General features: G+C 69.0%; 18 protein-coding genes. 3 read left to right on the top strand and 15 right to left on the bottom strand.

Annotated elements, in window-relative coordinates; translation table 11 throughout:
* Positions 1–24: 24 nt before the first annotated feature.
* Both C8263_RS00520 and C8263_RS00515 read right to left on the bottom strand, forming a co-directional pair.
* On the bottom strand, positions 25–564 hold the full coding sequence (locus tag C8263_RS00520) for a sigma-70 family RNA polymerase sigma factor (RefSeq protein WP_233218554.1): 540 nt from the start codon (positions 562–564) through the stop codon (positions 25–27).
* Between the two features lie 88 nt (positions 565–652).
* Entirely contained in the window at positions 653–940 is a 288-nt protein-coding gene (locus C8263_RS00515; RefSeq protein ID WP_107136147.1) for a Sec-independent protein translocase subunit TatA/TatB, read from the bottom strand.
* A gap of 278 nt (positions 941–1,218) precedes the next feature.
* Here C8263_RS00515 and C8263_RS00510 point away from each other — a divergent pair, with 278 nt between their 5' ends.
* From C8263_RS00510 to C8263_RS00500, 3 genes are all read left to right on the top strand, one after another.
* Positions 1,219–2,187 (top strand): RluA family pseudouridine synthase, encoded by a 969-nt coding sequence (locus tag C8263_RS00510; protein ID WP_199188250.1) that lies wholly within the window; start codon positions 1,219–1,221, stop codon positions 2,185–2,187.
* Positions 2,188–2,589: 402 nt separating this feature from the next.
* A complete protein-coding gene (locus tag C8263_RS00505; RefSeq protein WP_107136145.1) occupies positions 2,590–3,561 on the top strand; it encodes a ferritin-like domain-containing protein in 972 nt (323 codons plus the stop codon).
* Between the two features lie 432 nt (positions 3,562–3,993).
* Positions 3,994–5,769, top strand: coding sequence for a DEAD/DEAH box helicase (locus C8263_RS00500; RefSeq protein ID WP_107136144.1), 1,776 nt, complete (start codon positions 3,994–3,996; stop codon positions 5,767–5,769).
* An 88-nt stretch (positions 5,770–5,857) separates the two neighbouring features.
* On the opposite strand, the gene C8263_RS00495 is transcribed toward C8263_RS00500, so the two are convergent.
* The 13 genes from C8263_RS00495 to C8263_RS00435 all read right to left on the bottom strand — a co-directional run bounded on the left by C8263_RS00495 (position 5,858) and on the right by C8263_RS00435 (position 20,674).
* Entirely contained in the window at positions 5,858–6,580 is a 723-nt protein-coding gene (locus C8263_RS00495) for a metallophosphoesterase family protein (protein WP_107136143.1), read from the bottom strand.
* A gap of 3 nt (positions 6,581–6,583) precedes the next feature.
* A complete protein-coding gene (locus tag C8263_RS00490; protein ID WP_332888908.1) occupies positions 6,584–6,910 on the bottom strand; it encodes a hypothetical protein in 327 nt (108 codons plus the stop codon).
* 109 nt (positions 6,911–7,019) lie between these two features.
* Complete coding sequence (gene lepB, locus C8263_RS00485) at positions 7,020–7,805, bottom strand: signal peptidase I (protein ID WP_158263713.1); 786 nt, start codon at positions 7,803–7,805, stop codon at positions 7,020–7,022.
* A 141-nt stretch (positions 7,806–7,946) separates the two neighbouring features.
* Complete coding sequence (locus C8263_RS00480; RefSeq protein WP_107136140.1) at positions 7,947–9,491, bottom strand: 2-isopropylmalate synthase; 1,545 nt, start codon at positions 9,489–9,491, stop codon at positions 7,947–7,949.
* A 172-nt stretch (positions 9,492–9,663) separates the two neighbouring features.
* Complete coding sequence (locus tag C8263_RS00475; RefSeq protein WP_107136139.1) at positions 9,664–11,421, bottom strand: SWIM zinc finger family protein; 1,758 nt, start codon at positions 11,419–11,421, stop codon at positions 9,664–9,666.
* 69 nt (positions 11,422–11,490) lie between these two features.
* Positions 11,491–12,501 (bottom strand): ketol-acid reductoisomerase, encoded by a 1,011-nt coding sequence (gene ilvC, locus C8263_RS00470; RefSeq protein ID WP_107136138.1) that lies wholly within the window; start codon positions 12,499–12,501, stop codon positions 11,491–11,493.
* Between the two features lie 121 nt (positions 12,502–12,622).
* A complete protein-coding gene (gene ilvN / locus C8263_RS00465; protein WP_199188249.1) occupies positions 12,623–13,231 on the bottom strand; it encodes an acetolactate synthase small subunit in 609 nt (202 codons plus the stop codon).
* Positions 13,228–14,913, bottom strand: a complete 1,686-nt coding sequence (gene ilvB / locus C8263_RS00460; RefSeq protein ID WP_199188272.1) for a biosynthetic-type acetolactate synthase large subunit — start codon at positions 14,911–14,913, stop codon at positions 13,228–13,230. Before ilvB ends, ilvN begins: the two co-directional genes overlap by 4 nt.
* 453 nt (positions 14,914–15,366) lie before the next feature.
* A complete protein-coding gene (locus C8263_RS00455; RefSeq protein ID WP_332888907.1) occupies positions 15,367–17,001 on the bottom strand; it encodes a VanW family protein in 1,635 nt (544 codons plus the stop codon).
* Between the two features lie 327 nt (positions 17,002–17,328).
* The gene (locus tag C8263_RS00450) at positions 17,329–18,576 is read right to left on the bottom strand and encodes an aspartate aminotransferase family protein (protein WP_107136135.1); all 1,248 of its coding nucleotides are present in this window, start codon (positions 18,574–18,576) and stop codon (positions 17,329–17,331) included.
* A 156-nt stretch (positions 18,577–18,732) separates the two neighbouring features.
* Complete coding sequence (locus tag C8263_RS00445) at positions 18,733–19,608, bottom strand: DMT family transporter (protein ID WP_107136134.1); 876 nt, start codon at positions 19,606–19,608, stop codon at positions 18,733–18,735.
* A complete protein-coding gene (locus C8263_RS00440; RefSeq protein ID WP_107136133.1) occupies positions 19,605–20,225 on the bottom strand; it encodes a pyridoxamine 5'-phosphate oxidase family protein in 621 nt (206 codons plus the stop codon). Before C8263_RS00440 ends, C8263_RS00445 begins: the two co-directional genes overlap by 4 nt.
* Positions 20,222–20,674 carry a GNAT family N-acetyltransferase gene (locus C8263_RS00435; protein ID WP_107136132.1) on the bottom strand — a complete coding sequence of 151 codons (453 nt, stop codon included), beginning with the start codon at positions 20,672–20,674 and terminating at the stop codon, positions 20,222–20,224. The genes C8263_RS00440 and C8263_RS00435 overlap by 4 nt, the downstream gene beginning before the upstream one ends.
* Position 20,675 lies beyond the last annotated feature (1 nt).

The following is a 20,675-nucleotide window of genomic DNA, read 5'->3' as shown; positions in this document are numbered from 1 at the left end:
CTCTGTGGTGGGGTGGGGGGCGGATCAGGCGCCTGGCGCGCGGGTCAGTGCAGCGCGCATGCGGTCCAGCGCCGAGCGCAGCCGGGATTTTACTGTACCCACAGGCAGGCCGGTCAGGATGGCCAGTTCGCTGTGGGTAAACCCCCGGTAGTACGCCAGTTCCACCAGTTCGCGGTGGTGCGGCTCCAGCCCGTCCACGGCGCGCTGGGCCATCAGGCGGTCGGTGGGGTCCGGGCTGCGGGTGGGGGCGTCCCAGTCTTCCAGTTCCAGCGGCGTGTCGGGGCGGTCGCGCAGCTCCTGCAAAAACCGGTGGTGGGCAATGCTCACCAGCCACGTCTTGGCGCTGGCCCGGGCCGGGTCAAAGCGGCCCGCATGTCGCCACGCATTGAAAAAGGCGTCCTGAACGCAGCTCTCCACATCTTCATGCTGGTGAAGCATCCGGCGGCCCAGGGCGAACAGCAGCCGGGCGTACCGGCGATGCAGTTCCTGCAGGGCCTCTTCCCGCCGCTCCGTCATGGCGTGGATCAGCGCCTCATCGGGCAGGTCAGGGAAGGGAAGAGTCATGAGAACGGGCTCAGAGTAACAGCTTGAAAGGCTACCTCCGTATGTCAGGACACACCCCACCATTAGAGAGTGCTCATGAATAAGGGCCTCAGTCGGGCTTCGCTTCGGTGGCGATCAGGGTATGGGCAGCGACCGGGGCCGGGGCCGGGGCGGCAGGCACCACGGCTTCTGGCGTGGCGGTGGCGACTGGCACTGGGGCCACCGCTGCGGGCGCGGCGCTCAGGCTCAGCTCGTCTTTCAGGCCCTGGGTGGTGCGGCGAAACTCACGCAGGCCGTGGCCCAGGCTTTTGCCCAGCTCGGGCAGCTTGCGCGGACCAAATACCACCAGTGCAACCAGCAAGATCATGATCAGTTCGGCAGGACCAATATTGGGCATAACAGCTCCTCGGAAAAATGGGGTGGGCGGTCCCGGGAAGGGTGGCCGCGTGGGCGGGAAGAAGGGCAGGGGCAGACCGCCGGTCGGCGCTGGCCCCGCTGGGCAGGGGTGGCCGCAGGGGCGCGGCCAGGGATTCACCTGCCCAGTTCTATGCGCTCAGCCCCGGTCTGGATGACCACGCCCACTGGGGGTGAAGGCCGGATAAAGCCGGGGTGAGGGCGGCCGGTTGACCTATCGCCTGATCAGACCAGCCAGCCCCGGGCGCTACACTGCGCCCCGTGAGCACCCCGGCGCCCCTGCAGTTCACCGGCACCCCCGGGCGTCTGGACGCTGTGCTGGCGGCGCTGTGTGGAGCCAGCCGGTCACAGGTGGCTGGGTGGATTGAGGGCGGCCATGTCTGCGTGGGTGGCCAGCCCGTGACCAAGCCCAGCCTGAAGCTGCGCGGCGGCGAGGCCCTGAGCGTGCGCCCGCCCCCACCCCCGGAAGCGGCCGTGCAGCCCGAGGACCGGCCGCTGGACGTGCTGTACGAGGACGAGCACCTGATCGCCGTGAACAAGCCCCCCGGCATGGTGACCCACCCGGCCCCCGGCGTCAGCAGCGGCACCCTGGTCAACGCCCTGCTGGGCCGGATGCGCCTGCCCCAGCAGACCGGGTTTGACGGCCCGGACGGCTACCGCCCCGGTATCGTGCACCGTCTGGACCGCGACACCAGCGGCGTGATCGTGGTGGCCAAGACTGTGGCCGCCCACGCCCGTCTGGCCGACGCCTTCAAGGCGCGTGAAACCCAGAAGGTGTATCTGGCAATTGCTGCCGGCGGCTGGCGGGCCCAGGCGCCGGTGCAGGTGGACGCGCCGGTGGGCCGGCATCCCGTGCAGCGCCAGCGCATGACTGTGGGGGGCGCCCACCCGCGTGAGGCCCAGACCCTGATGACCCCGCTGGCCGCCCTCCCCGACGGCCACGGCCGCACACTGGCTCTGGTCCGGGCCCAGCCGCGCACCGGCCGCACCCACCAGATTCGCGTGCATCTGGCGCATCTGGGCAGCCCCATCCTGGGCGATCCGGTCTATGGCCGCCCCAGTGCGCACATTCCCCGGCACGCACTGCACGCGCACTTTCTGACCCTGCCCCATCCCGCGACCGGTCGCCCCCTGCACCTGCACGCCCCGGCCCCCGAGGACCTGCTGAGCGCCTGGATTGCCCTGGGCGGAGAGTGGCCCGCGCAGGCCGAAACGCCGCCCCGGGCCTGACGACGACAGGCGGAAGTGAGCGCACCGAAGCGGCGCACGGTGCCTGCATGGTCGGAAGCCCCTTCCGGGAAGCTGCTCCTCTTTGTCCCGGCGCTGCCGGGCTGTGCCGTGCCCCATTGCTGGCGCTGGGGCCGACGGCAAGCAGATTCAGGAGGCTACGCCCGCCCTGAAGAAAACCGGCGAGCAATGACCTACGGGCTTTTTCGGCTGTTCTCACAAAGTTTCACCCTTCTTTCATCCAGGCCAGGCTGCGTGATCCAACCTCACCGGGGCCGCATACAGACCGGGTGAAGGCAATCGGGCGCCGCCGTTCCTCCCCACCGGGGCAGGACCAGCAGCTCCACGGTTGACTCTCCCGTCCAGCGTTCTGGTCCATTCCCCTTAGTCCCGGAGGTTTTCACCATGAGTCAAGACAACAGCACCGCAGGCCACAGCACCCGCCGCAAGTTCCTGGGAGCCGCCGGATTGGTGGGCGCCGGCGCCGTCCTGAGCGGTTGCACCAGCGTTCTGGCCACCAACCCCAGTAAGGTCAACCTGGACGCCACCATCTTCAACTTCGCGCTGAACCTGGAATACCTGGAAGCGGCCTTTTACCTCGCCGCTGTGGGCCGTCTGGATGAACTGACCGCTGCCGGTGGCGACGCCAGCAAGGTCACCCTCCCCGCCGGCTTCACCGGGCGCGGTGGCGTTGCCGTTCCTGGTCTGACGGGCGACATGCTCGCCATGGCGCACGAAATCGCAGACGACGAACTGGCACACGTGAAGGTCATTCGTCAGGTGCTGGGCGGCGCCGCCGTGGTCCAGCCTCAACTGGACCTTGGGCCTGCCTTCCAGGCCGCCGGCCGGATTGCCTCGAACGGCGCCATCACCAACTTCAACCCCTACGCCAACGAACTGTTCTTCCTGCACGGGGCGTTCATCTTCGAGGACGTGGGCGTCACGGCCTACAAGGGCGCCGCGCGCCTGCTGGTGGATGACCGGCCCAACGGGAACCTGGAAAACGCGGCCGGCATTCTGGCGGTCGAGGCGTACCACTCCGGGTCCATCCGCACGCAGCTGTACCAGCGCCGCGCCCAGCAGGCCGCCGCTGGCCTGACAGTGGAGCAGGTTGTGCAGGCCATCAGCAACCTGCGCGACGCTGTGGACGGCGCCGATGACCGCGACCAGGGCCTGACGGCAGGCGCCGGCAACCCCAGCTTCCTGCCGGCCCGCAGTGCCAACATTGTCCCCACCGACATTAACGGCATCGCCTTCAGCCGCACGCCCCGTCAGGTGGCCAACATCGTGTTCCTGGACACCACCGGCGCCGCCACCACCGGGGGCTTCTTCCCAGGTGGTCTGAGCGGCAACTTCGCGCCCATCCTGGCGCTGTAAAACACGCCAGCAGCACAACAGGCCGCCCCGGGAGTTTTCCCAGGGCGGCCTGTTGTGCTGCGCCGCCGTGGGCTGACCGGCCGCGCGGCCCCGCCCGGCGCCCGGCGAACGGCACTCCAACGGGCACAGGTTCCCGGCACTGGCTCTGAACATCTGGCGCCCCACAGGGCGGGTCTGGCAAGCGATCTTTCTTGCCAGCGAATACAGCGCGGCCAAGCCCGGAAGGGCCCCCATCCCGGCGCTGCATGGCGGCGCACGCGCGCCCGCCTGTCTGAGCAGTTGCATTCAGCGCAGAAAACCTGTATGATTTTTCTTCGTGCGCCGCGCAGGACTCACCTGTGCGGCTGGAGAGTGCCCCCACTTTCAAGGACGAGCTTTCAGGGTTTGAAGGCGTTTGGAGTTCTGCAGGGGACTTTCCCGAAAGGACAACAAATGAACTTTGATCAACTGATTGCGCCCGAACTCGCGGCGCGTCTCGCCGAACGTGGCATTACCGAAGCCAGCCCCATTCAGGAAGCCAGCCTGCCGCATACCCTGGAAGGCCGCGACATGATTGGCCGCGCCCGCACCGGTACGGGCAAGACCCTGGCCTTTGCCCTGCCCATCATTTCCAAGCTGGAAGCCAGCCGTGAGCGGGCCCGTCTGCCGCGCGCCATCGTGGTGGCCCCCACCCGCGAACTGGCCAAGCAGGTGGCCGAGGAGTTTTCCAAGAGCGGCGCGCACCTCTCGACCGTGACGGTGTACGGCGGCGCCGCCTACGCCCCGCAGGAAAACGCCCTGCGCCGTGGTGTGGACGTGGTCGTGGGCACCCCCGGGCGCCTGATTGACCACCTGGAACGCGGCAACCTGGACCTCAGCGAGGTGCAGTTCGCCGTGCTGGACGAGGCTGACGAGATGCTGTCGGTGGGCTTTGCCGACGCGATTGAAACCATTCTGCAAAAGACCCCCGAAACCCGCCAGACCATGCTGTTCAGCGCCACGCTGACCGGCGACATCAACCGCCTGGCCCGCAAGTACCTGAATGACCCCCTGATCGTGGACATGGTGGGCGAGGGCAAGAGCCAGGCCGCGCAGACCGTGGAGCACCTGAAGGTGAAGGTGGGCCGCACCCGCACCCGCGTCCTGGCCGACCTGCTGACGGTGTACAACCCTGAAAAGGCCATCGTGTTTACCCGCACCAAGCGCGAGGCCGATGAACTGGCCAACGAGCTGATTCACCGCGGCATCGAGAGCGAGGCGCTGCACGGCGACCTGGCCCAGAGCCAGCGTGAACGTGCCCTGGGGGCCTTCCGCAGCGGACGTGTGGGCGTGCTGGTGGCCACCGACGTGGCGGCGCGCGGCCTGGACATTCCGGAAGTGGACCTGGTGGTGCAGTACCACCTGCCCCAGGACCCCGAGAGCTACGTGCACCGTTCGGGCCGCACCGGCCGCGCCGGGCGCACCGGCACCGCGATCATCATGTACGGGGACCGCGAGAACCGCGAAATGATGGGCCTGGAGCGCGTGACGGGCGTGCGCTTTATCGAGCGTCCCCTGCCCACCCCCAAGGAAGTGGCCGCCGCCAGCGCGCGGGCCAGCGCCGACATGGTGCGCAAGGTGGACGCCACAGCCGCCGCCAACTTCCAGGCCGAGGCCGAGAAGCTGTTCAGCGAACTGGGCCTGGAAGCCCTGGCCCGCGCCCTGGCCAAGATCAGCGGCGTGACCGAGCCGGTGAAGGCCGCCAGCCTGCTGAGCGGTGAAGAGGGCCTGACCACCATCATCCTGCACGCCGAGCGCATGAGCGTGGCGCGCGCCGTGGCCCTGCTGGCCCGTACCGCCGATCTGGACACCCGCCGCCTGGGCAAGGTGCGCCAGTGGCGTGGCGGCGCTGTGGCCGACGTGCCCAGCGAGTTTGTGGAGAAGCTGATGGCCGCCAGCCCGCTGGAAGGCGAGGTGGGCGTGGAAGTGGCGCAGGAACTGCCCGAACTGTTCGAGCAGCCCACCCGCGAGCGCCGTGAAGGCGGCGGCTACCAGGGTGGCCGTGGCTACCGCGACGACGGCAACCGGAGCGCGCAGGGCGGCGGCCGGGGCGGCTACGGCAACCGGGGCGGCAGTGCCCAGGGTGGCGGCCGTGGTGGCCAGGGCCGCTGGAGCCGGGACCGCGACGACCGCGCCCCCCGCGCCCGCGAGGATTTCGCTGACCGCGAGTTCGTGCCCTCGGGCCGCTAAAGACACCACACAGTTTGAAAACCCCCCTCCGCAGTGGAGGGGGGTTTGCTGTGGCCAGAGGTTTGGCCGCCAGGAAGTTCCGAAGCGCTCAGGGCTCGCGGCCGGCGGCCAGCCACTGGGCCTCGTGGGCCCCAGCGCGGGGCGGACCGTGCTGCCGGGCCCAGGCGGCAGCCCCCTGCACGTCATAGGGCACGCGGCGAAATTCCACGGTCCAGTGCCCGGTGCGGCGCGTCAGCTGCACCCAGCGGGCCAGGGGCAGGCCGTCTTTCTGCCGCGACACCGGGCCGGCGTTCACGACCGTGATACCGTCTACCACCGTCAGCATCTCGCGGTGGGTGTGGCCCACCACGCACACGCGGCCACCGCCCTCAACCGAGAACCCGTCCAGCCGTTCACGCAGCTCGGCAAACTGGGCGGGGCGGGTGTGGCCACCGTCCTCCGTGAGCATCAGGTCTTCCCAGGAGCTGCGCGGCGAGCCGTGGGCCACGCGCACCTCGCCGCCCGCCACGTCGTGAAAGGTGGGCAGGGCGGCCAGGGTCTCCCCTATTCCGGGGGGCAGGTGTTGGCGGAGCCACGCGCGCATCTCTTCCTTGCCGGCCTTGAGGCCCGCCACGCGCTCATCGGTGTTGCCACGCACGGTGGGCGGCGCGTGTTCCTGCTGCAGGGCCCAGGCGCGGGCCGGGTCCGCGCACCCCCACACCGTGTCACCCAGGTTGAGCACCTGATCGGGGGCGGCGGCGCGCAGGTCGCCCAGCACGGCCTGCAGCGCGGAGGCGTTGCCATGCACGTCGCCCAGAATCGCCAGGCGCACGCTTCAGCCGGCCCGGGGCCGCCGGATGGCCGCGAAGATCAGCGAGAACAGCAGGACCGTCACAGCGTAGGAAATCAGCGAGGCCACCGGATCAAACACGGGACTCAGGACGTCGTGGGCAAATTTGTAGATAGCAAACGGCACGGCCCAGCCCAGGGCGAACAGGCCGGCGCGCCCCAGAAAATCGCGCGTGGCCGAGGCCTGCGGGAAATAGCGCATGGGCAGAATCATGGCGGGCAGCAGCAGCAGCTGGGCGGCGTAGAACCACAGGGGCAGATTTTCCAGGCCGTAGTCCAGAGCCGCAAAGACGATGTTCAGCAGGCCAATCACAGCGCCGGTGATAAGAGCGGTTCGGAGCAGTAAAGGATTCACCCCGACATGCTGCCACGGCGAGGCGACATGAGGCCCGAAAGGACTGGGGCACCCACGGCATCAGATCTTAAGGCGAGCCCTCCAGACGACACTGCTCTGCCTTGAGTGCCCGCGATTGGCGGCGTGGCTGCACCAGCCCCACCACCTGCTCCAGCGGCACCGGTCCAAAGGACCGGGAATCCGCGTACAGATCGGCCCGGTTGTCAGCCAGGACGAACACGTGACCTGTGGGCACCTGCACGGCGCCACTATGCCCCAGCCTCGCCTGATTGTTCAGCACCAGCCTCTCATCCAGGCACTGTGCCGCTCGCAACACCTCAATGCGCGCCGGATCGTCACTGGGCTGCCCATTCACGAACAGCAGGCCGCGCCGCAGTTCTATGCGGTCGCCGGCCAGACCCACCACCCGCGACAGGGCCCGGCCCCCTGAAGACGGCAACTGGTACACCACCAGCGTGCCCCGCTGCACCGAACGCGCCGGATCGAAACGCAGGCGTACCCGCACAACCTCGCCGGGTGCAATGGTGGGCAGCATAACCGGGCTGGAGGTGCGGGTATAGGTCACCACCCGAGACAGAGCGGAGGTCGCCGCCAGCAGACCCAGGCCAGCCAGCAGCGCCTTGCGTTTGCCCGGACGATCCAGGGTCATCAGCAGCCGCGGCCACCCATTCAGGGGCGGGCGATACTCGGCCCACCAGAAGCCCAGCCCCGCAGCCGCCGCCCGCAACCCCCACATACGCCACTCTGCACCCACCAGGTACGGCCAGGCCAGCAGCACCAGAATCCAGCTGCCCAGCGCCAGCAGCGTACTGGTATACAGCAGCCCCAGAGGTCCTAGTACAAACCCCAGCAAGCCCGCCAGCACCGGGCGCCGGGGATACGGATCATGAGGGGGCAGGGCGGATAGACCCGGCCAGTGTAGGGGCCCCGCTGCGCTCCCTCCCCCTTAAGCTGCGACAGGCCATCTGCTTTCTGCCAGCCGCCCCCTGCCCCCTCACGGCGTCGTCTGGGTGATCGTGCGCGTCTTGCCCATGCCGGCCACCACCTGATTGATCACCCGCAGCCACGCGCGGGCGCTGGCCTCCACCACATCGGTGGCCACGCCCGTGCCGTGCAGGCTGGTTTCGCCGTAGCGCGCGCCAATGCTCACCTCGCCCAGCGCGTCACCGCCGCCGGTGACCGCCTGAATGCGGTAGGTTTCCAGCTGCGGCGTAATTTGCGTGATGCGGTTGATCGCCTGAATGGCCGCCTCCACCGGGCCGTCGCCGTGGGCGGTGGCGTCCACCGGGCCGTCGGGGGTGTGCAGGCGCACAAAGGCCACGGGCGTCATGTTCATGCCGCTGGTGATCTGAAAACCCGCCAGGGTAAAGGTCTGCGGAATATCGCTGCGGGCTTCGACCAGCGCGCGCAGATCATCGGTGTAGATCTGGCCCTTGCGGTCGGCCAGCTCCTTGAAGCGGCCAAACAGGTGCTGCACCTTGTCGTCGGGCAGGTCCGAATAGCCCAGATCGGTCAGGGCCTTGCGGAAAGCGGCGCGGCCACTGTGCTTGCCCATCACCAGCACGGCGGCCTCGCGGCCCACCAGTTCGGCGTTCATGATCTCGTAGGTTTCGCGGGCCTTCAGCACCCCGTCCTGGTGAATGCCGCTTTCATGCGCAAAGGCGTTGTCGCCCACCACGGCCTTGTTGGGCTGCACCGGCATGCCGCTCAGGCGGCTGACCAGTCGGCTGGCGCGGTACAGCTCGCGGGTGCGGATGCCCGTCTCCAGACCGTAGTGGTCCCGGCGGGTGTGAAAGGCCATGACCAGTTCTTCCAGGCTGGCGTTCCCGGCCCGCTCGCCAATGCCGTTGACCGTGCATTCAATCTGGCGGGCGCCGCCCTCGGCCGCCGCGATGGAATTGGCCACCGCCAGCCCCAGGTCGTCGTGGCAGTGGGCGCTCAGGATCACGGAGGGCGGCAGCGCCGCGCGAATCTGGGCAAACAGCGCGCGAATCTCGTCGGGCGTGGTGTAGCCCACCGTGTCAGGGATGTTGATGGTGCTGGCGCCGGCCTCCACCGCCGCCTGGAAAATGCGGATCAGGAACGCGGGGTCGCTGCGGGTGGCGTCCTCGGCGCTGAATTCCACATCGTCCACGAAGGTGCGGGCGTACTGCACCGCCTGCACGGCGCGCTCCACCACGGCGTCGGGCTCCAGGTTCAGTTTCTTGGCCATGTGAATGGGGCTGGTGGCAATAAAGGTGTGAATGCGGGGCTTCCCGGCAGCCTCCACGGCCCTGGCTGCCGCGTCAATGTCGGCGCGGCCCGCGCGGGCCAGCCCGGCAATGATGGGCCCCCGCACCTCGCGGGCAATGCGCGACACGCCTTCCAGGTCGCCGGGGCTGGCAATGGGAAAGCCGGCCTCGATCACGTCCACCCCCAGGCGGGCCAGCTGGTGGGCAATTTCCAGTTTCTGGGCGTGGTTCAGGGCCACGCCAGGGGACTGCTCGCCGTCGCGCAGCGTGGTGTCGAAGATGCGGATACGGGCCGGGTGCTGGGTCATGGCGGGCTCCTGTGGGAAAGGCAAGCGAAAACCCCCGGAGGGGCGTCCTCCGGGGGCGGTGTTGGGCAACTGCTCCGTGCCGTTCACTCCACCGGAGGAACGCCAAGAAGCAGGCCGAACATGAACATGGGTTCAGGGTAAGGGGCGGGGCGCGGCACCCCACCCCAGTTGTCTAATGCAAACGCGCGTTAGGGGGGCCGGCCGACAGGAGCCCTGCCCGGACCAGTTCCTCTTTCAGTGCGCGCAGGGTGGGATATTCCTGCACGAACAGGCGGGCCGCCGAGCGGACCTCGTCGTGGCCCAGCAGCGGCGCCGCCGAGCGCAGTGCCCCGGCGGCGTCCGCGTAATGCTTGCGCCCCCGACCCTGAATGTGGGCGGTGGCGGCCTGCAGCAGCAGCGGTTTGGCCTGCTCGGCCGGCAGCGCCAGGGCGAGGCGCGTGGCGATGTGCGGCCCCAGCACCCGCACCGGGTCAGCCTTGTGGCGCCTGAGGACGCTCAGCGCCCGTTCGCCCAGCCCCTCGTTCAGAAGAAAGAGGACGAGACGCCCCAGGTTGGCGGCCCTCTTCGCCCAGTGCTCGATCAGGCGCTCGCGGTCGGCGGGCCAGTCAGGGCTTACAGCTTTCAACGAGGCCAGCCAGTCCAGATCGCGCGGCAAAAAGAACGAGGTGAGGTCGGGGTGATCGCCAGTGCCGTTCAGCAGGGCGTCCAGGGCCAGGGCGTGGGCTTCGGGGTCGCGGCCCGCAGCGCGGTAATGGCCGTATAGCCACGCCCGCGCGCCATACACGCGCAGGTTCGTGCGGGCGTAGGTTTCCAGGGTGTCCAGCAGGCCATAGTCACGGAACGGAGCTTCCACCTCCTGCGGGGCGGCGGGGCGCGACCCTTCCGTGAGGGCGGCCACCGCCTCCCCGGTGCGGCCCTGGGCCAGCAGCAGGCGCACCAGCCCCTCGCGGTCCCCCGCCGCGCGGGCCAGGGCTATCTCGGCCTCGGGGGTGACCTCGCCCGCGCCCAGCTGGCCCAGCACGGCCAGGGTCCGGGCCAGTTCGCGGCGGCGATAGTCGCGGCCCTCGGCGTCGGTGAGGCCCTGCAGGAACCCCAGGATCAGGGCGCGGTCTTCTGCGGGCAGGGCGGCAAACAGCCCGGCCTGTTCCTCCTGCGCCAGTTCGGCGGCGCTCCAGCCGAACTCGGCGGTGGCCTCCTGCAGCGCGTCGTGGGCCGAGGACCGGACATCCTCGCTGAGGTCGCGCGCCAGCAGGCGCAGCAGGGCGCTGCGGGCCGGGGCAGCCAGATCGTGCAGCTCCACGCCATAGTCGTCGTCCTGCAGCTCGGCGGCGCCGTCCAGCAGGGCCACCGCCGCGTTCAGCACCGCCTGCGGCTCGGCGCCAGGGGTCTCACTCAACCGGGTCAGCTCCTCGGTCAGGGTCCACACCTCATCCAGGTCAGGGCCCTCGCCCTCCCAGTCCTCTTCGGGGTCGTACACAACTTGCGCGAAGGCGGCCTGCACCTGCCCGGCCAGCCCGGTGCCCGTGCCCCCGGCCACCACCAGCCGCGTCAGCTCTGGCGCGCGGCGCAGCAATCGGCGCACCAGCGCGCGCAGGTCAGCCGCGCCCATGCCTGAGAGGGTCACGTCCAGATCAGGCAGGGTCTCGAAGTCGCCGGGTGCCTCGGCGGCGCGGGCCAGCAGGGCAGCCACATGCTTGCACCCGCCCTCATCCCCCACCGGGCAGGAACAGTGGGCACCGGCCACCTGCCCGCCCTGCAGGTTGGCCTGCACGCGGTAGCGCTCCTGGCCCCGCGCCCAGCCGCTCAGGGTCACGGCGCCGCCATCCGGCTGGGCACTCAGGGCGCTCAAGCCCGCCACGTAGGGCCGCCCCTTGCGCCACTCGCCCGCCCCCACGTGGTCCTGCGCCGCCTTCACCGAGAGTTCGAACATGTGAAGCTCAGCATAAACAGCGGAAGCCCCCTGCCACGGCGGGCGGGGGGCCTGGGTGGGCAGGTCTGCTTAAACTTCCAGCGCTTTCTTGCTGATAAACGGCATCTTGTCGCGCAGATCCTGGCCCACCACTTCCAGGGTGTGGCCGCGCATCTTGCCGCGCTGCTCCTCCATGAAGGGAAAGCCTGCTTCCGCGTCGGCAATAAAGCGCTCAGCGAACTTGCCCTGCTGAATATCGGCCAGCACGCGGCCCATCTCTGCCTTGGTCTCGGCGGTGATGATGCGGGGCCCGGTCACGTAATCGCCAAATTCGGCGGTGTTGGAGATGGAGTGGCGCATGCCGCCAAAGCCCTTCTCGTAAATCAGGTCCACGATCAGCTTGACCTCGTGCAGCGTCTCGAAATAGGCGATTTCGGGCTGATACCCGGCCTCCACCAGCGTTTCAAAGCCTGCCTGAATCAGGTGGGTGACGCCGCCGCACAGCACGCTCTGTTCCCCGAACAGGTCGGTTTCGGTTTCTTCCTTGAAAGTGGTTTCCAGCACGCCCGCGCGGGTGCAGCCAATGCCCCGGGCGTAGGCCAGGGCCATGTCACGCGCCCCCCCGGTGGCGTCCTGGGCCACGGCGAAGATGCCGGGCATGCCCGCGCCGTCGGCATACACCCGGCGCAGCATGTGCCCGGGGCCCTTGGGTGCCACCAGAAACACGTCCACGCCCGCCGGCGCCGCAATGCGCCCGAAGTGGATGTTGAAGCCGTGCCCAAACGCCAGCGCCTTGCCGTCTGCAAGGTGAGGCGCGATGTTCTGCTCGTAAACTTTCGGCTGCTGCTCGTCCGGGATGAGCAGCATGATCACGTCCGCTTCCCGCGTGGCGTCCTCGATGCTGGCCACGCGCAGGCCCGCCTGCTCGGCCTTGGCGCGGCTGGGGCTGCCGTCACGCAGGCCCACCACCACGTTGAACCCACTGTCACGCAGGTTCTGGGCGTGCGCGTGCGCCTGCGAGCCGTAGCCGATGATGGCGATCAGCTTGTCGTCAATGGGGGCGGTGGACACGTCGCGGTCGTAGTACATCTTGGCAGCCATTGGGGGATTCTCCTATAGAAGGGGGGCGGGGTGGGGCTCTGGGCTAGAGTTGTTGATGGTCGAAGGGTGATCGTTGACAGTGACGGGCTTTTTCCATCAACCATCAACGATCAACCATCCACTAAAACATGTTGGGCACTTCGCGCGCCCGTTCCTCTCTGGGTTCGGCGGGCAGGGTGGGGTGCAGGGCCTGGGTTTCGCCGCTGTGGTAGACGTGCCCCGGAATATCGGCGTTGCTGCCGCGCGTCAGGGCAATGCGGCCGGTGCGCATGGTTTCCAGAATGCCGAAGGGACGCAGCTGCTCGACGAACGCGGTGATCTTGCCCTCGTCGCCGGTCACTTCAAAGGTCAGGGCGTGGCGGCCCACGTCCACGATGCGGCTGCGGAAGTCCTCGGCGATCTGGCGCACCTCCACGCGGGTGTCGGGGTTGATCGCCACCTTGACCAGCACCAGTTCGCGGTCCACGTACTTTTCCAGGCTGTGGTCAATGATCTTTACCACGTCGTGCAGCTTTTCCAGCTGGCGGATGGCCTGCTCCACCACGCCCCGGTCCCCGCTGACCACAATGGTCATGCGCGACACACCGGGGTGCTCGGTGGTGCCCACCGACAGGCTCTTGATGTTGTAGCCCCGGCGGCCAAACAGCGCCGTGATACGGGTCAGCACGCGCGGCTCGTCGCGCACCAGGATGGACAGCAGGTGGTCAGGAATGGACTGTTCGGGGGTCATGCTTCGCTCGCCTCTGGGGTGGGGGCGCCGGGGCGCGCGGGCTCGGTCTCAATCATCTCGGACAGGGCGGCGCCCGCCGGCACCATGGGAAAGACGCCGTGCTCGTGCGGCACCACGACTTCCAGCAGGGCACTTTTGGGGTCGGCCAGCCACGCGGCAATGGCGCCGGGCAGTTCCTCTGCAGTGCGGGCGCGGTAGCCGGGCACGTCGTAGGCATCGGCCAGCTTCAGAAAATCGGGGTTGGAATCGCCCAGCCACACTTCGGAATAGCGCTTCTCGTGGAACAGCTCCTGCCACTGACGCACCATGCCCAGGTAGGAATTGTTGATGATGCAGATCTTGACGTTGCGGATGTCGTACATCTTCAGCGTGGCCAGTTCCTGGGCGGTCATCTGAAAGCCGCCGTCCCCGGCAATGACCACCGAGCGCACCCCGGGCTCGGCCATGCCGGCCCCGATGGCGGCGGGCAGGCCAAAGCCCATGGTCCCCAGGCCGCCGGAATTGATCCAGCGCCGGGGTTTTTCAAAGCGGGCCAGCTGCGCGGCCAGCATCTGGTGCTGTCCCACATCGCTGCTCAGAAGATCGTCGGGGTGCAGGCGCTCCACCACGGCCTTGACCGCATAACCCGCGCCCCAGTGGGCCGGCGTTTCGGTGCGGGCCTGCCAGTCGCGCAGCTGCGCGTGCCACTCGGCGCGGGGGGGCGGCTGGGCCTCCTGGGCCAGTGCCCGGGCCGCCAGGGCCGCGTCGCCGCGCACCGGCACATGGGTGCGCACAATCTTGCCAATCTCGGCGGCGTCCAGGTCCACATGGATGATGGCCGCCTGGGGCGCAAAGCCACTCACCCGGCCCGTCACCCGGTCGTCAAAGCGCAGGCCAATTCCCAGCAGCACGTCTGCCTCGCTGATGGCGCGGTTGGCCGCCACCGAGCCGTGCATGCCGGGCATGCCCAGCCACAGGGGGTCGCTGGCTGGAAAGGTGCCCAGGCCCATGAGGGTGGTGATCACCGGCATGTCCCAGGCGCGGGCCAGCGCCGTGATCTCGGCGGCGGCGTCCAGGCTGCCGCCCCCCACCATCAGCACCGGCTTTCTGGCCCCGCGCAACAGTTCGCGGGCGCGCGCTATCGCCTCGGAACTGGGGGCGGGGGCCTCGGGGCGGGCCTGGGGCGCCGGAATCTCGCCGTGGTAGGCCGCCAGCTGAATGTCCTTGGGAATGTCCACCAGCACCGGCCCCGGGCGCCCGGAGCGGGCAATGCGAATGGCCTCGGCCACCACGCGCGGCAATTCGGCCACGTCGCGCACCACGTAGTTGTGCTTGGTGATGGGCAGGGTAATCCCGGTAATGTCCGCTTCCTGAAAGGCGTCGGTGCCCATCAGGTGGCTGGCCACGTTGCCGGTGATGGCCAGCAGCGGCACACTGTCCAGCATCGCGTCGGCCAGCCCGGTCACGAGGTTGGTGGCGCCGGGCCCGCTGGTCGCCATGCACACGCCCAGTTCACCGGTGGCCTTGGCCCAGCCCTCTGCGGCGTGGGCGGCGCCCTGCTCGTGGCGGGTCAGCACGTGGCGCACTTCCGGGTAGAAGGTCAGGGCGTCGTATACCGGCATGATCGCCCCGCCGGGGTACCCGAACACCGTGGAAATCCCGTGGCTGGCCAGGGTGGCCCACAGGGCCCTGGCCCCGTTCATCTGACCCCGCTCTGGTGTGGGGGGGTGCGGCTGTGCCTGCTCTGGCCCATGGTCTGAACGCATGCCCTTCCTCCTGTGTCGTGCAATGAACAACCCCCGCCCTGGTCTGGGGCGGGGGTGTGCGAAGCCGTGCAACTGCCTAGCCTCGGGCGCCCCCGGTGCTAAGAATTACGGCCACGATCTTCGCGCTCATGGCTCCACCATAGGGGGCCCTGCAAAGAGCAGGCAAGGTGCGTCTAGACGCCTGGGCGTTCCGGCGTGGGGAACAAACGGGCGTTCGTGAGGGAGCCGGGGGGTGTGAAGCAGGCAGGGTCAAGGGTGTGGGCTTCTGGGGGATGGGTTCAGCCGTGGGGCCGTCGAGTACGGCGCACAGGTCTTTCTCTACCGTCTGGCCACTTCACCCACGATCAGAGGGGCACACCACCCCGGCGGCCCCTCTTCACCATGCGCCGCTTAGCCGCGCGGACCGGTTTCGTATACCGCGCGCCAGGGCTTGTAGACCGTCTTGACCTGATCGGTACGGACCACGCCCCCCTCCTTGATGGTGCGGGTGATGTAGAGGCTGTAGCCGTCGGCGGCCCAGTCCACCTGCCGCACGGTACCGGGGCGCAGCGCAGGGTTCACCACGTACTGCGGGCCCGGATGTGGGATGCGCGAGGTGATGACCGCCGGGCTCACCGTCACCGTCCGCGCGGGCCTGATGCCCCACACCTGCACCTCCAGGGTGCTGGCGGCGTCGTTGTTTACAGTCTTGATCAGGATGGGGCCACTGGTGTCGTTTTTGAGCTTCAGGTCCAGGCCCGGGTCGTACACGGCCGCTTCAAACCCCACCTGCGGCTCGTAGTAGCCCACGCGGTAGGAGTGCTGATTGCGCTCCACCACCGGCAGACCCGCGTTGTACAGCGCGCGGAACACCGTGGTGCTGACCTGGCAGACGCCGCCGCCCAGACCGTCCACCGTGCGCCCACCGCTGATGATCAGGCCGCCCACGAAGCCGTTTTGCGGCGTGATGCCGCCCAGGGTGTTCAGGAAGCTGAAGACCTCGCCGGCCGGCACCACCGCGCCGTTGATCTTGGCGGCGGCGTTGGCCACGTTGGTGCGCCGCGCCGCGCTGCTGCGGTAGTAGGTACTCTTGCCCACGGCGATCAGTTCCAGCTGGTCGGCGGCGGGCAGTTCGGCCAGGGTCAGGGTGGGCTGCTGCACCTTGCTGGGCAACAGCACGGTCTTCTGCGCCGGATCCAGCACCACCTTGCGGAACAGGGTGTAGGCGGCGGCGCGGTCGGTCACGCGCCCGGCCTTTTCCCTCACCTTCACCAGCTTGCCGCCCTGCATGGCGTAGCGGGCGTTCTGGGCCGGGCGGTCCAGGACTTCGGTCAGGCGGCCAAAGGCGGCTTTGAGGGTCTGCTCGTCGGGCACAATGCCCGTTTCACGCACCCAGAACAGGTTCGCGACTTCCAGGGCGCTCAGGGCCCCGGTGCGGTCGGTGCCGTCCAGCGAGGCGATGAACGGGCGGCTGAGCGCGTTGCCCCGGTCCACATGGGCCTGCAGGGCGGCGGCTGTATACTTCGCCGCCCATTCCTTCACCGGCACGGCCAGGGTGGTCAGGGCCGGGTTGGCGGCGTAGGTGTTCACCGCCGCAGTAACGTCGGCCTGGCGGCCAGGGTTGCCCGGCTTGACCGCATACTTTTTCGTGGTCTTGTCAAAATAGATGGCCGCGTTCTTCGGCTGGGTGTTCAGCGCGGCGGTCAGGGTGTTCAGGGTGGCCCTGGTCTGCGCCGCGTCCACCGTCACGCTCAGGGGCAGGTCCTGCACCGGGGCCTGCCCCATCAGCCCCTGCACCTTCTGCAGCAAGCTGCGGTCACCGGTGGCCTCGAACGCGGCGTCCAGGCTGCGCGCGGTATCGGCCTGCCAGCCCAGGCGATCGGCGCCGAGGGTCCAGCGGCGGGTGCCGGCCTGCACCGTCACCTGGGGCACGGCGGCCACCCGCGTGTCCAGCGCGGCCTGGGCCTGCTGGCGGGTCAGGCCGCCCACCTCAACCCCCGCAATGCGCAGCCCCGGGGCCAGTGTGCCCCCCGGCTGCGACGCCACACCCACTGCGAGCGCTCCACCCACGAGCGTCGCTGCCAAAAGTCCCCCCGCCCAGCGCTTCATCAGTGTTCAGTGTAAGGAAGTTCACGGGCGCGCGATTGCAGAAACCGCACGTTCACCACAGGCTCAGCGCTTCATGAAGGCCACCGGGCCCGGAGTCCAGCCCGGCTGGACAGCTGCAAGGGCGAGGGGGGAAGCAACGGGTAGGCGCCGCGCCTGGTCGGAGTGGCTTTCCTGCCGGTCAGGACGCGGGTGCCGGGGCAGCCTCCGAACCGAAAACAGCCCGGGGCGATCACACGGTCGCCCCGGGCCGCTCTGGGTGGCCGCCTATTCGCTCTGCTTCTCTTCGGCGCCCTGGGCCAGTTCCGCGCGGCGCTCGGCGCGGGGGTCCACGGTTTGCAGCACGCGCTCAAAGGCGGCGATCACGGTGTCAATCTGCTCCTTGCTGATGGTCACGGGGGGCAGGAAGCGCACCACCAGCGGCGTGGCCTGCAGGGTCAACACGCCTTCCTCGTGTTCCAGGGCGTGGATGTACGGCGCACTCTTTTCTTTCAGTTCCACGCCGATCATCAGGCCCAGGCCACGCACCTCGCGGATCTTGGGGCTCTGAATGGCGCGCAGCCGCTCCATGAAGTAGGCGCCCTTTTCACGGGCCTGCTCGGCCATGCCTTCGCGCTTCATGGCGCGGATGGCGGCCACGCCGGCGGCCATGCTCAGGGGGTTGCCGCCAAAGGTGGTGCCGTGCCCGCCAGCGGGCATGCGGTCGGCCACCTCGGCGGTCATGGCCAGGGCGCCAATGGGCAGGCCGCCCGCCATGGCCTTGGCCAGCGTCATGGCGTCGGGGGTGACGCCAAAGTGCTCGGCGGCGAACATCTTGCCGGTGCGGCAGAAGCCAGTCTGAATTTCATCCAGGATCAGCAGGGCGCCCTTTTCTTTCGTCAGGCGGCGGGCCTCCTGCATGAATTCGGCGCTGGCGGGGCGCACGCCGCCCTCCCCCTGCACGGGTTCCATGATCACGGCGGCGGTCTGATCCGTGATGGCCGCGCGCAGCTCTTCCACGTTGCCGTAGCTCACGAAGTCCACGTTTTTGTTGTCCACGGCGTCGCCAAACGGCTCGCGGTACTTGGGTTCCCAGGTGAAGGCCAGCGCGCCCAGGCTGCGGCCGGAAAAGCCGCGCTTCATGCTCACGAAGCGCTGGCGCCCGGTGGCGGTAATGGCGAACTTCTTGGCCGCCTCCATCGCCTCGGTGCCGGAGTTGCACAGGAACACCCGCTCCAGGCCCTGGGGCAGCACGCCCACCAGTTCGCCCAGAAATTCGGCGCGCTTGTCGTTGGGCAGCGTCTGCGGCATCACGATCAGGCGGTCCACCTGTTCCTTGACCGCGCGCACCACGTCCGGGTGGCTGTGGCCGATGTTGGCCACGCCGTAGCCCGCCACGCAGTCAATGTACGAGCGCCCAGATTCATCCCAGACGGTGGCGCCCAGGCCACGGGTCATCACGACGTGGTGCTTGTTGTACACGCCGCTGTCGTACTTCAGTTCGGCGTCCAGCCATTTGCTCTGTGTGGTGGTCATGTGTGGTCCTCCGTGAAAGTGCGCCCCTGGGCCCGGATAGTGCTGCAGGTCGGCGCTGGTCCGCGCGCCTTGAACACCGCGCGCCTCTTGGGTTCAGTGTAGGGGGTCACGCGGCCCTGAGCAGGGCCAGTGTCCAGCTTCGCCCGGGTCCAGCTTCTACGCCGCCGCTGCCCGGGGGGTGCGGCGCGGACTGTTGAGCAGCAGCAGCCCGGCCAGCACCACCGCCACGCCGATCAGCGAGGTCAGTCCCACCGCCTCGCCGGCCAGCGCCCCCCAGAACAGGCCCCACACCGGCAGCAGGTACGTGACCGCCGTGAGCTGTGTGGCCGACAGGCGCGAGAGCAGGCCGTAGTACAGCAGATAGGCCAGACCACTGCCAAAGATGCCCAGGACCGCCAGCGCTGCCAGCGCCGTCCAGGTGACGGCGCCCGGCTGCGGCCCGGCCAGGGCCACTGGCGAGAGCATCAGCGCCGAGAGGCTCAGCTGCGACAGCGCCAGCCCCACCGGATTCAGGCCCGAGAGGGTGCGCTTGGCCACCGCCGTGGCGGCGGCGTAGCCCAGGCTGGCCGCCAGCAGGAGCCCCACACCGAACAGGGTGGCGTGCCCGCCCTGCACGCCGCCGCCCACGGTCAGCACCACGCCCCCCAGCCCCAGCAGCACGCCCAGCGCCACGCGGCCAGAAAGCTGCGCGTCGCGCACCCCCAGGGCAATGAGCAGACTGAACAGCGGCGTGGTGGCGTTCAGGATGGCGGCAATATTCGAGCTGACCGTCTGCTCGCCCCAGGCGAAAAACGACCAGGGAATCACGTTGTTCAGCAGCGCCACCAGCAGCAGCGGTTTCCACAGGCGCAGCGGCGGCCATGTGTGGCGGCCCAGCCGCAGCGCGCCCCAGAGCACCAGCGCGCCAAACACCGAGCGGCCCAGCGCCACCCAGGCGGGCGGAAAAACCTCCACACTCAGGCGGATCAGCAAAAAAGAGATGCCCCAGAAGGCCGACAGCAGCCCCATCTGCAGGGCGTCGGCGCGGGTCATGGAGTCACCTCTGCCGGGCGGGGCCGGGCGAGGTGATCGGGCAGGGGCGGCCAGCCCTCTTCCTGCGCCGCCGTCTCGGCCCAGTTTTCCTTGCCGCTCCAGCGCTCAATGGCCAGCGAATACACGGCCGTGCGTGCCAGATCGCTGTCCAGAATGGGGCGGGTGTGCTGCCCAATGCGCAGGCCCGGAAACACCCGCTCGCTCAGCACCGTCAGGGCGTCCCGGGCCTCTGCGGGGTCAGTCAGAAGGCGCGCGGTGCCGAACACAATCACCGAGCGGTACTGCACCCCCAGTTCCAGCGGCGAGGTGCTGGGCAGCAGGCACCCGATTTCCGAGGCTTCAAAGGTGGCGGGGTGGCCCTGGGCCGTGTTGGCGCGCAGGCGGCCCACGAGGTTGGTGTGGTACACGAGGTCGTGCCGCTCTGGCCGGTAGGCAAAGGCCAGCGGCGTGATGAACGGCCACGCCGGGCCACCCTCCTGCTGCCACACGGTGGCCACCCGCCCCAGTGGCACCCGGGAAAGCAGCGCGGCGATCCAGGCGTCATCGCGGCGATTCTGTGGGCGGCGCCCCAGACTGGGATCGCGCTGGGCGGGGTCGTAAAAGGCGGGGTGGGTCATGCCAGCGCCCGGGCAAAGTGGTGCGCGGTGATGTTCAGGCCCGCGTTCAGATACAGGCGGTGCGCGGCAAAGCGCTGCGGCCCCACCCCGGAGTCCAGGTGCAGTTCGGCGCAGTCCAGGCGGCGGGCTTCTGCGTCCAGCCACGCCAGCAGGGCGCCCGCGTGGCCACGCCCACGCGCCTGGGACCGGGTCACCAGATCATCCACGTACAGGGTTCGGCCCGCATGCAGCAGATGCATGACCCGGTAGCCGGCCACGGCCGCCGCCTCTGCCTGCCCCGCTTCAAAGACGCCGGCCAGCCGGTAGCCCTCGGGGCGGGTCAGCGTGAGAAAGGCGTGCAGGGCGTCAGGTGAGGCGGTGTGCCGCGCCTGGGGCCGCAGCTCACGCAGGGCCGAGAGGGCCACGGCCGCCTCTTGCGGTGGAATGGAACGCAGGGTGCGGACGGTCATG

The organism is Deinococcus arcticus, from assembly GCF_003028415.1.
GTDB classification, from domain to species: domain Bacteria; phylum Deinococcota; class Deinococci; order Deinococcales; family Deinococcaceae; genus Deinococcus; species Deinococcus arcticus.
The sequence above is the reverse complement of the archived record's forward strand: the minus strand, read 5'-3'. Positions and strand labels throughout refer to the sequence as shown.

Coding starts and splice junctions, on each gene's coding strand:
- C8263_RS00440 (WP_107136133.1), bottom strand. CDS start 20,225: ATGACCCACCCCGCCTTTTACGACCCCGCCCAGCGCGATCCCAGTCTG.
- C8263_RS00475 (WP_107136139.1), bottom strand. CDS start 11,421: ATGTTCGAACTCTCGGTGAAGGCGGCGCAGGACCACGTGGGGGCGGGC.
- C8263_RS00445 (WP_107136134.1), bottom strand. CDS start 19,608: ATGACCCGCGCCGACGCCCTGCAGATGGGGCTGCTGTCGGCCTTCTGG.
- ilvN (WP_199188249.1), bottom strand. CDS start 13,231: ATGACCCCCGAACAGTCCATTCCTGACCACCTGCTGTCCATCCTGGTG.
- C8263_RS00480 (WP_107136140.1), bottom strand. CDS start 9,491: ATGACCCAGCACCCGGCCCGTATCCGCATCTTCGACACCACGCTGCGC.
- C8263_RS00505 (WP_107136145.1), top strand. CDS start 2,590: ATGAGTCAAGACAACAGCACCGCAGGCCACAGCACCCGCCGCAAGTTC.
- C8263_RS00515 (WP_107136147.1), bottom strand. CDS start 940: ATGCCCAATATTGGTCCTGCCGAACTGATCATGATCTTGCTGGTTGCA.
- C8263_RS00450 (WP_107136135.1), bottom strand. CDS start 18,576: ATGACCACCACACAGAGCAAATGGCTGGACGCCGAACTGAAGTACGAC.
- C8263_RS00435 (WP_107136132.1), bottom strand. CDS start 20,674: ATGACCGTCCGCACCCTGCGTTCCATTCCACCGCAAGAGGCGGCCGTG.
- C8263_RS00520 (WP_233218554.1), bottom strand. CDS start 564: ATGACTCTTCCCTTCCCTGACCTGCCCGATGAGGCGCTGATCCACGCC.
- ilvB (WP_199188272.1), bottom strand. CDS start 14,913: ATGAACGGGGCCAGGGCCCTGTGGGCCACCCTGGCCAGCCACGGGATT.
- ilvC (WP_107136138.1), bottom strand. CDS start 12,501: ATGGCTGCCAAGATGTACTACGACCGCGACGTGTCCACCGCCCCCATT.
- C8263_RS00500 (WP_107136144.1), top strand. CDS start 3,994: ATGAACTTTGATCAACTGATTGCGCCCGAACTCGCGGCGCGTCTCGCC.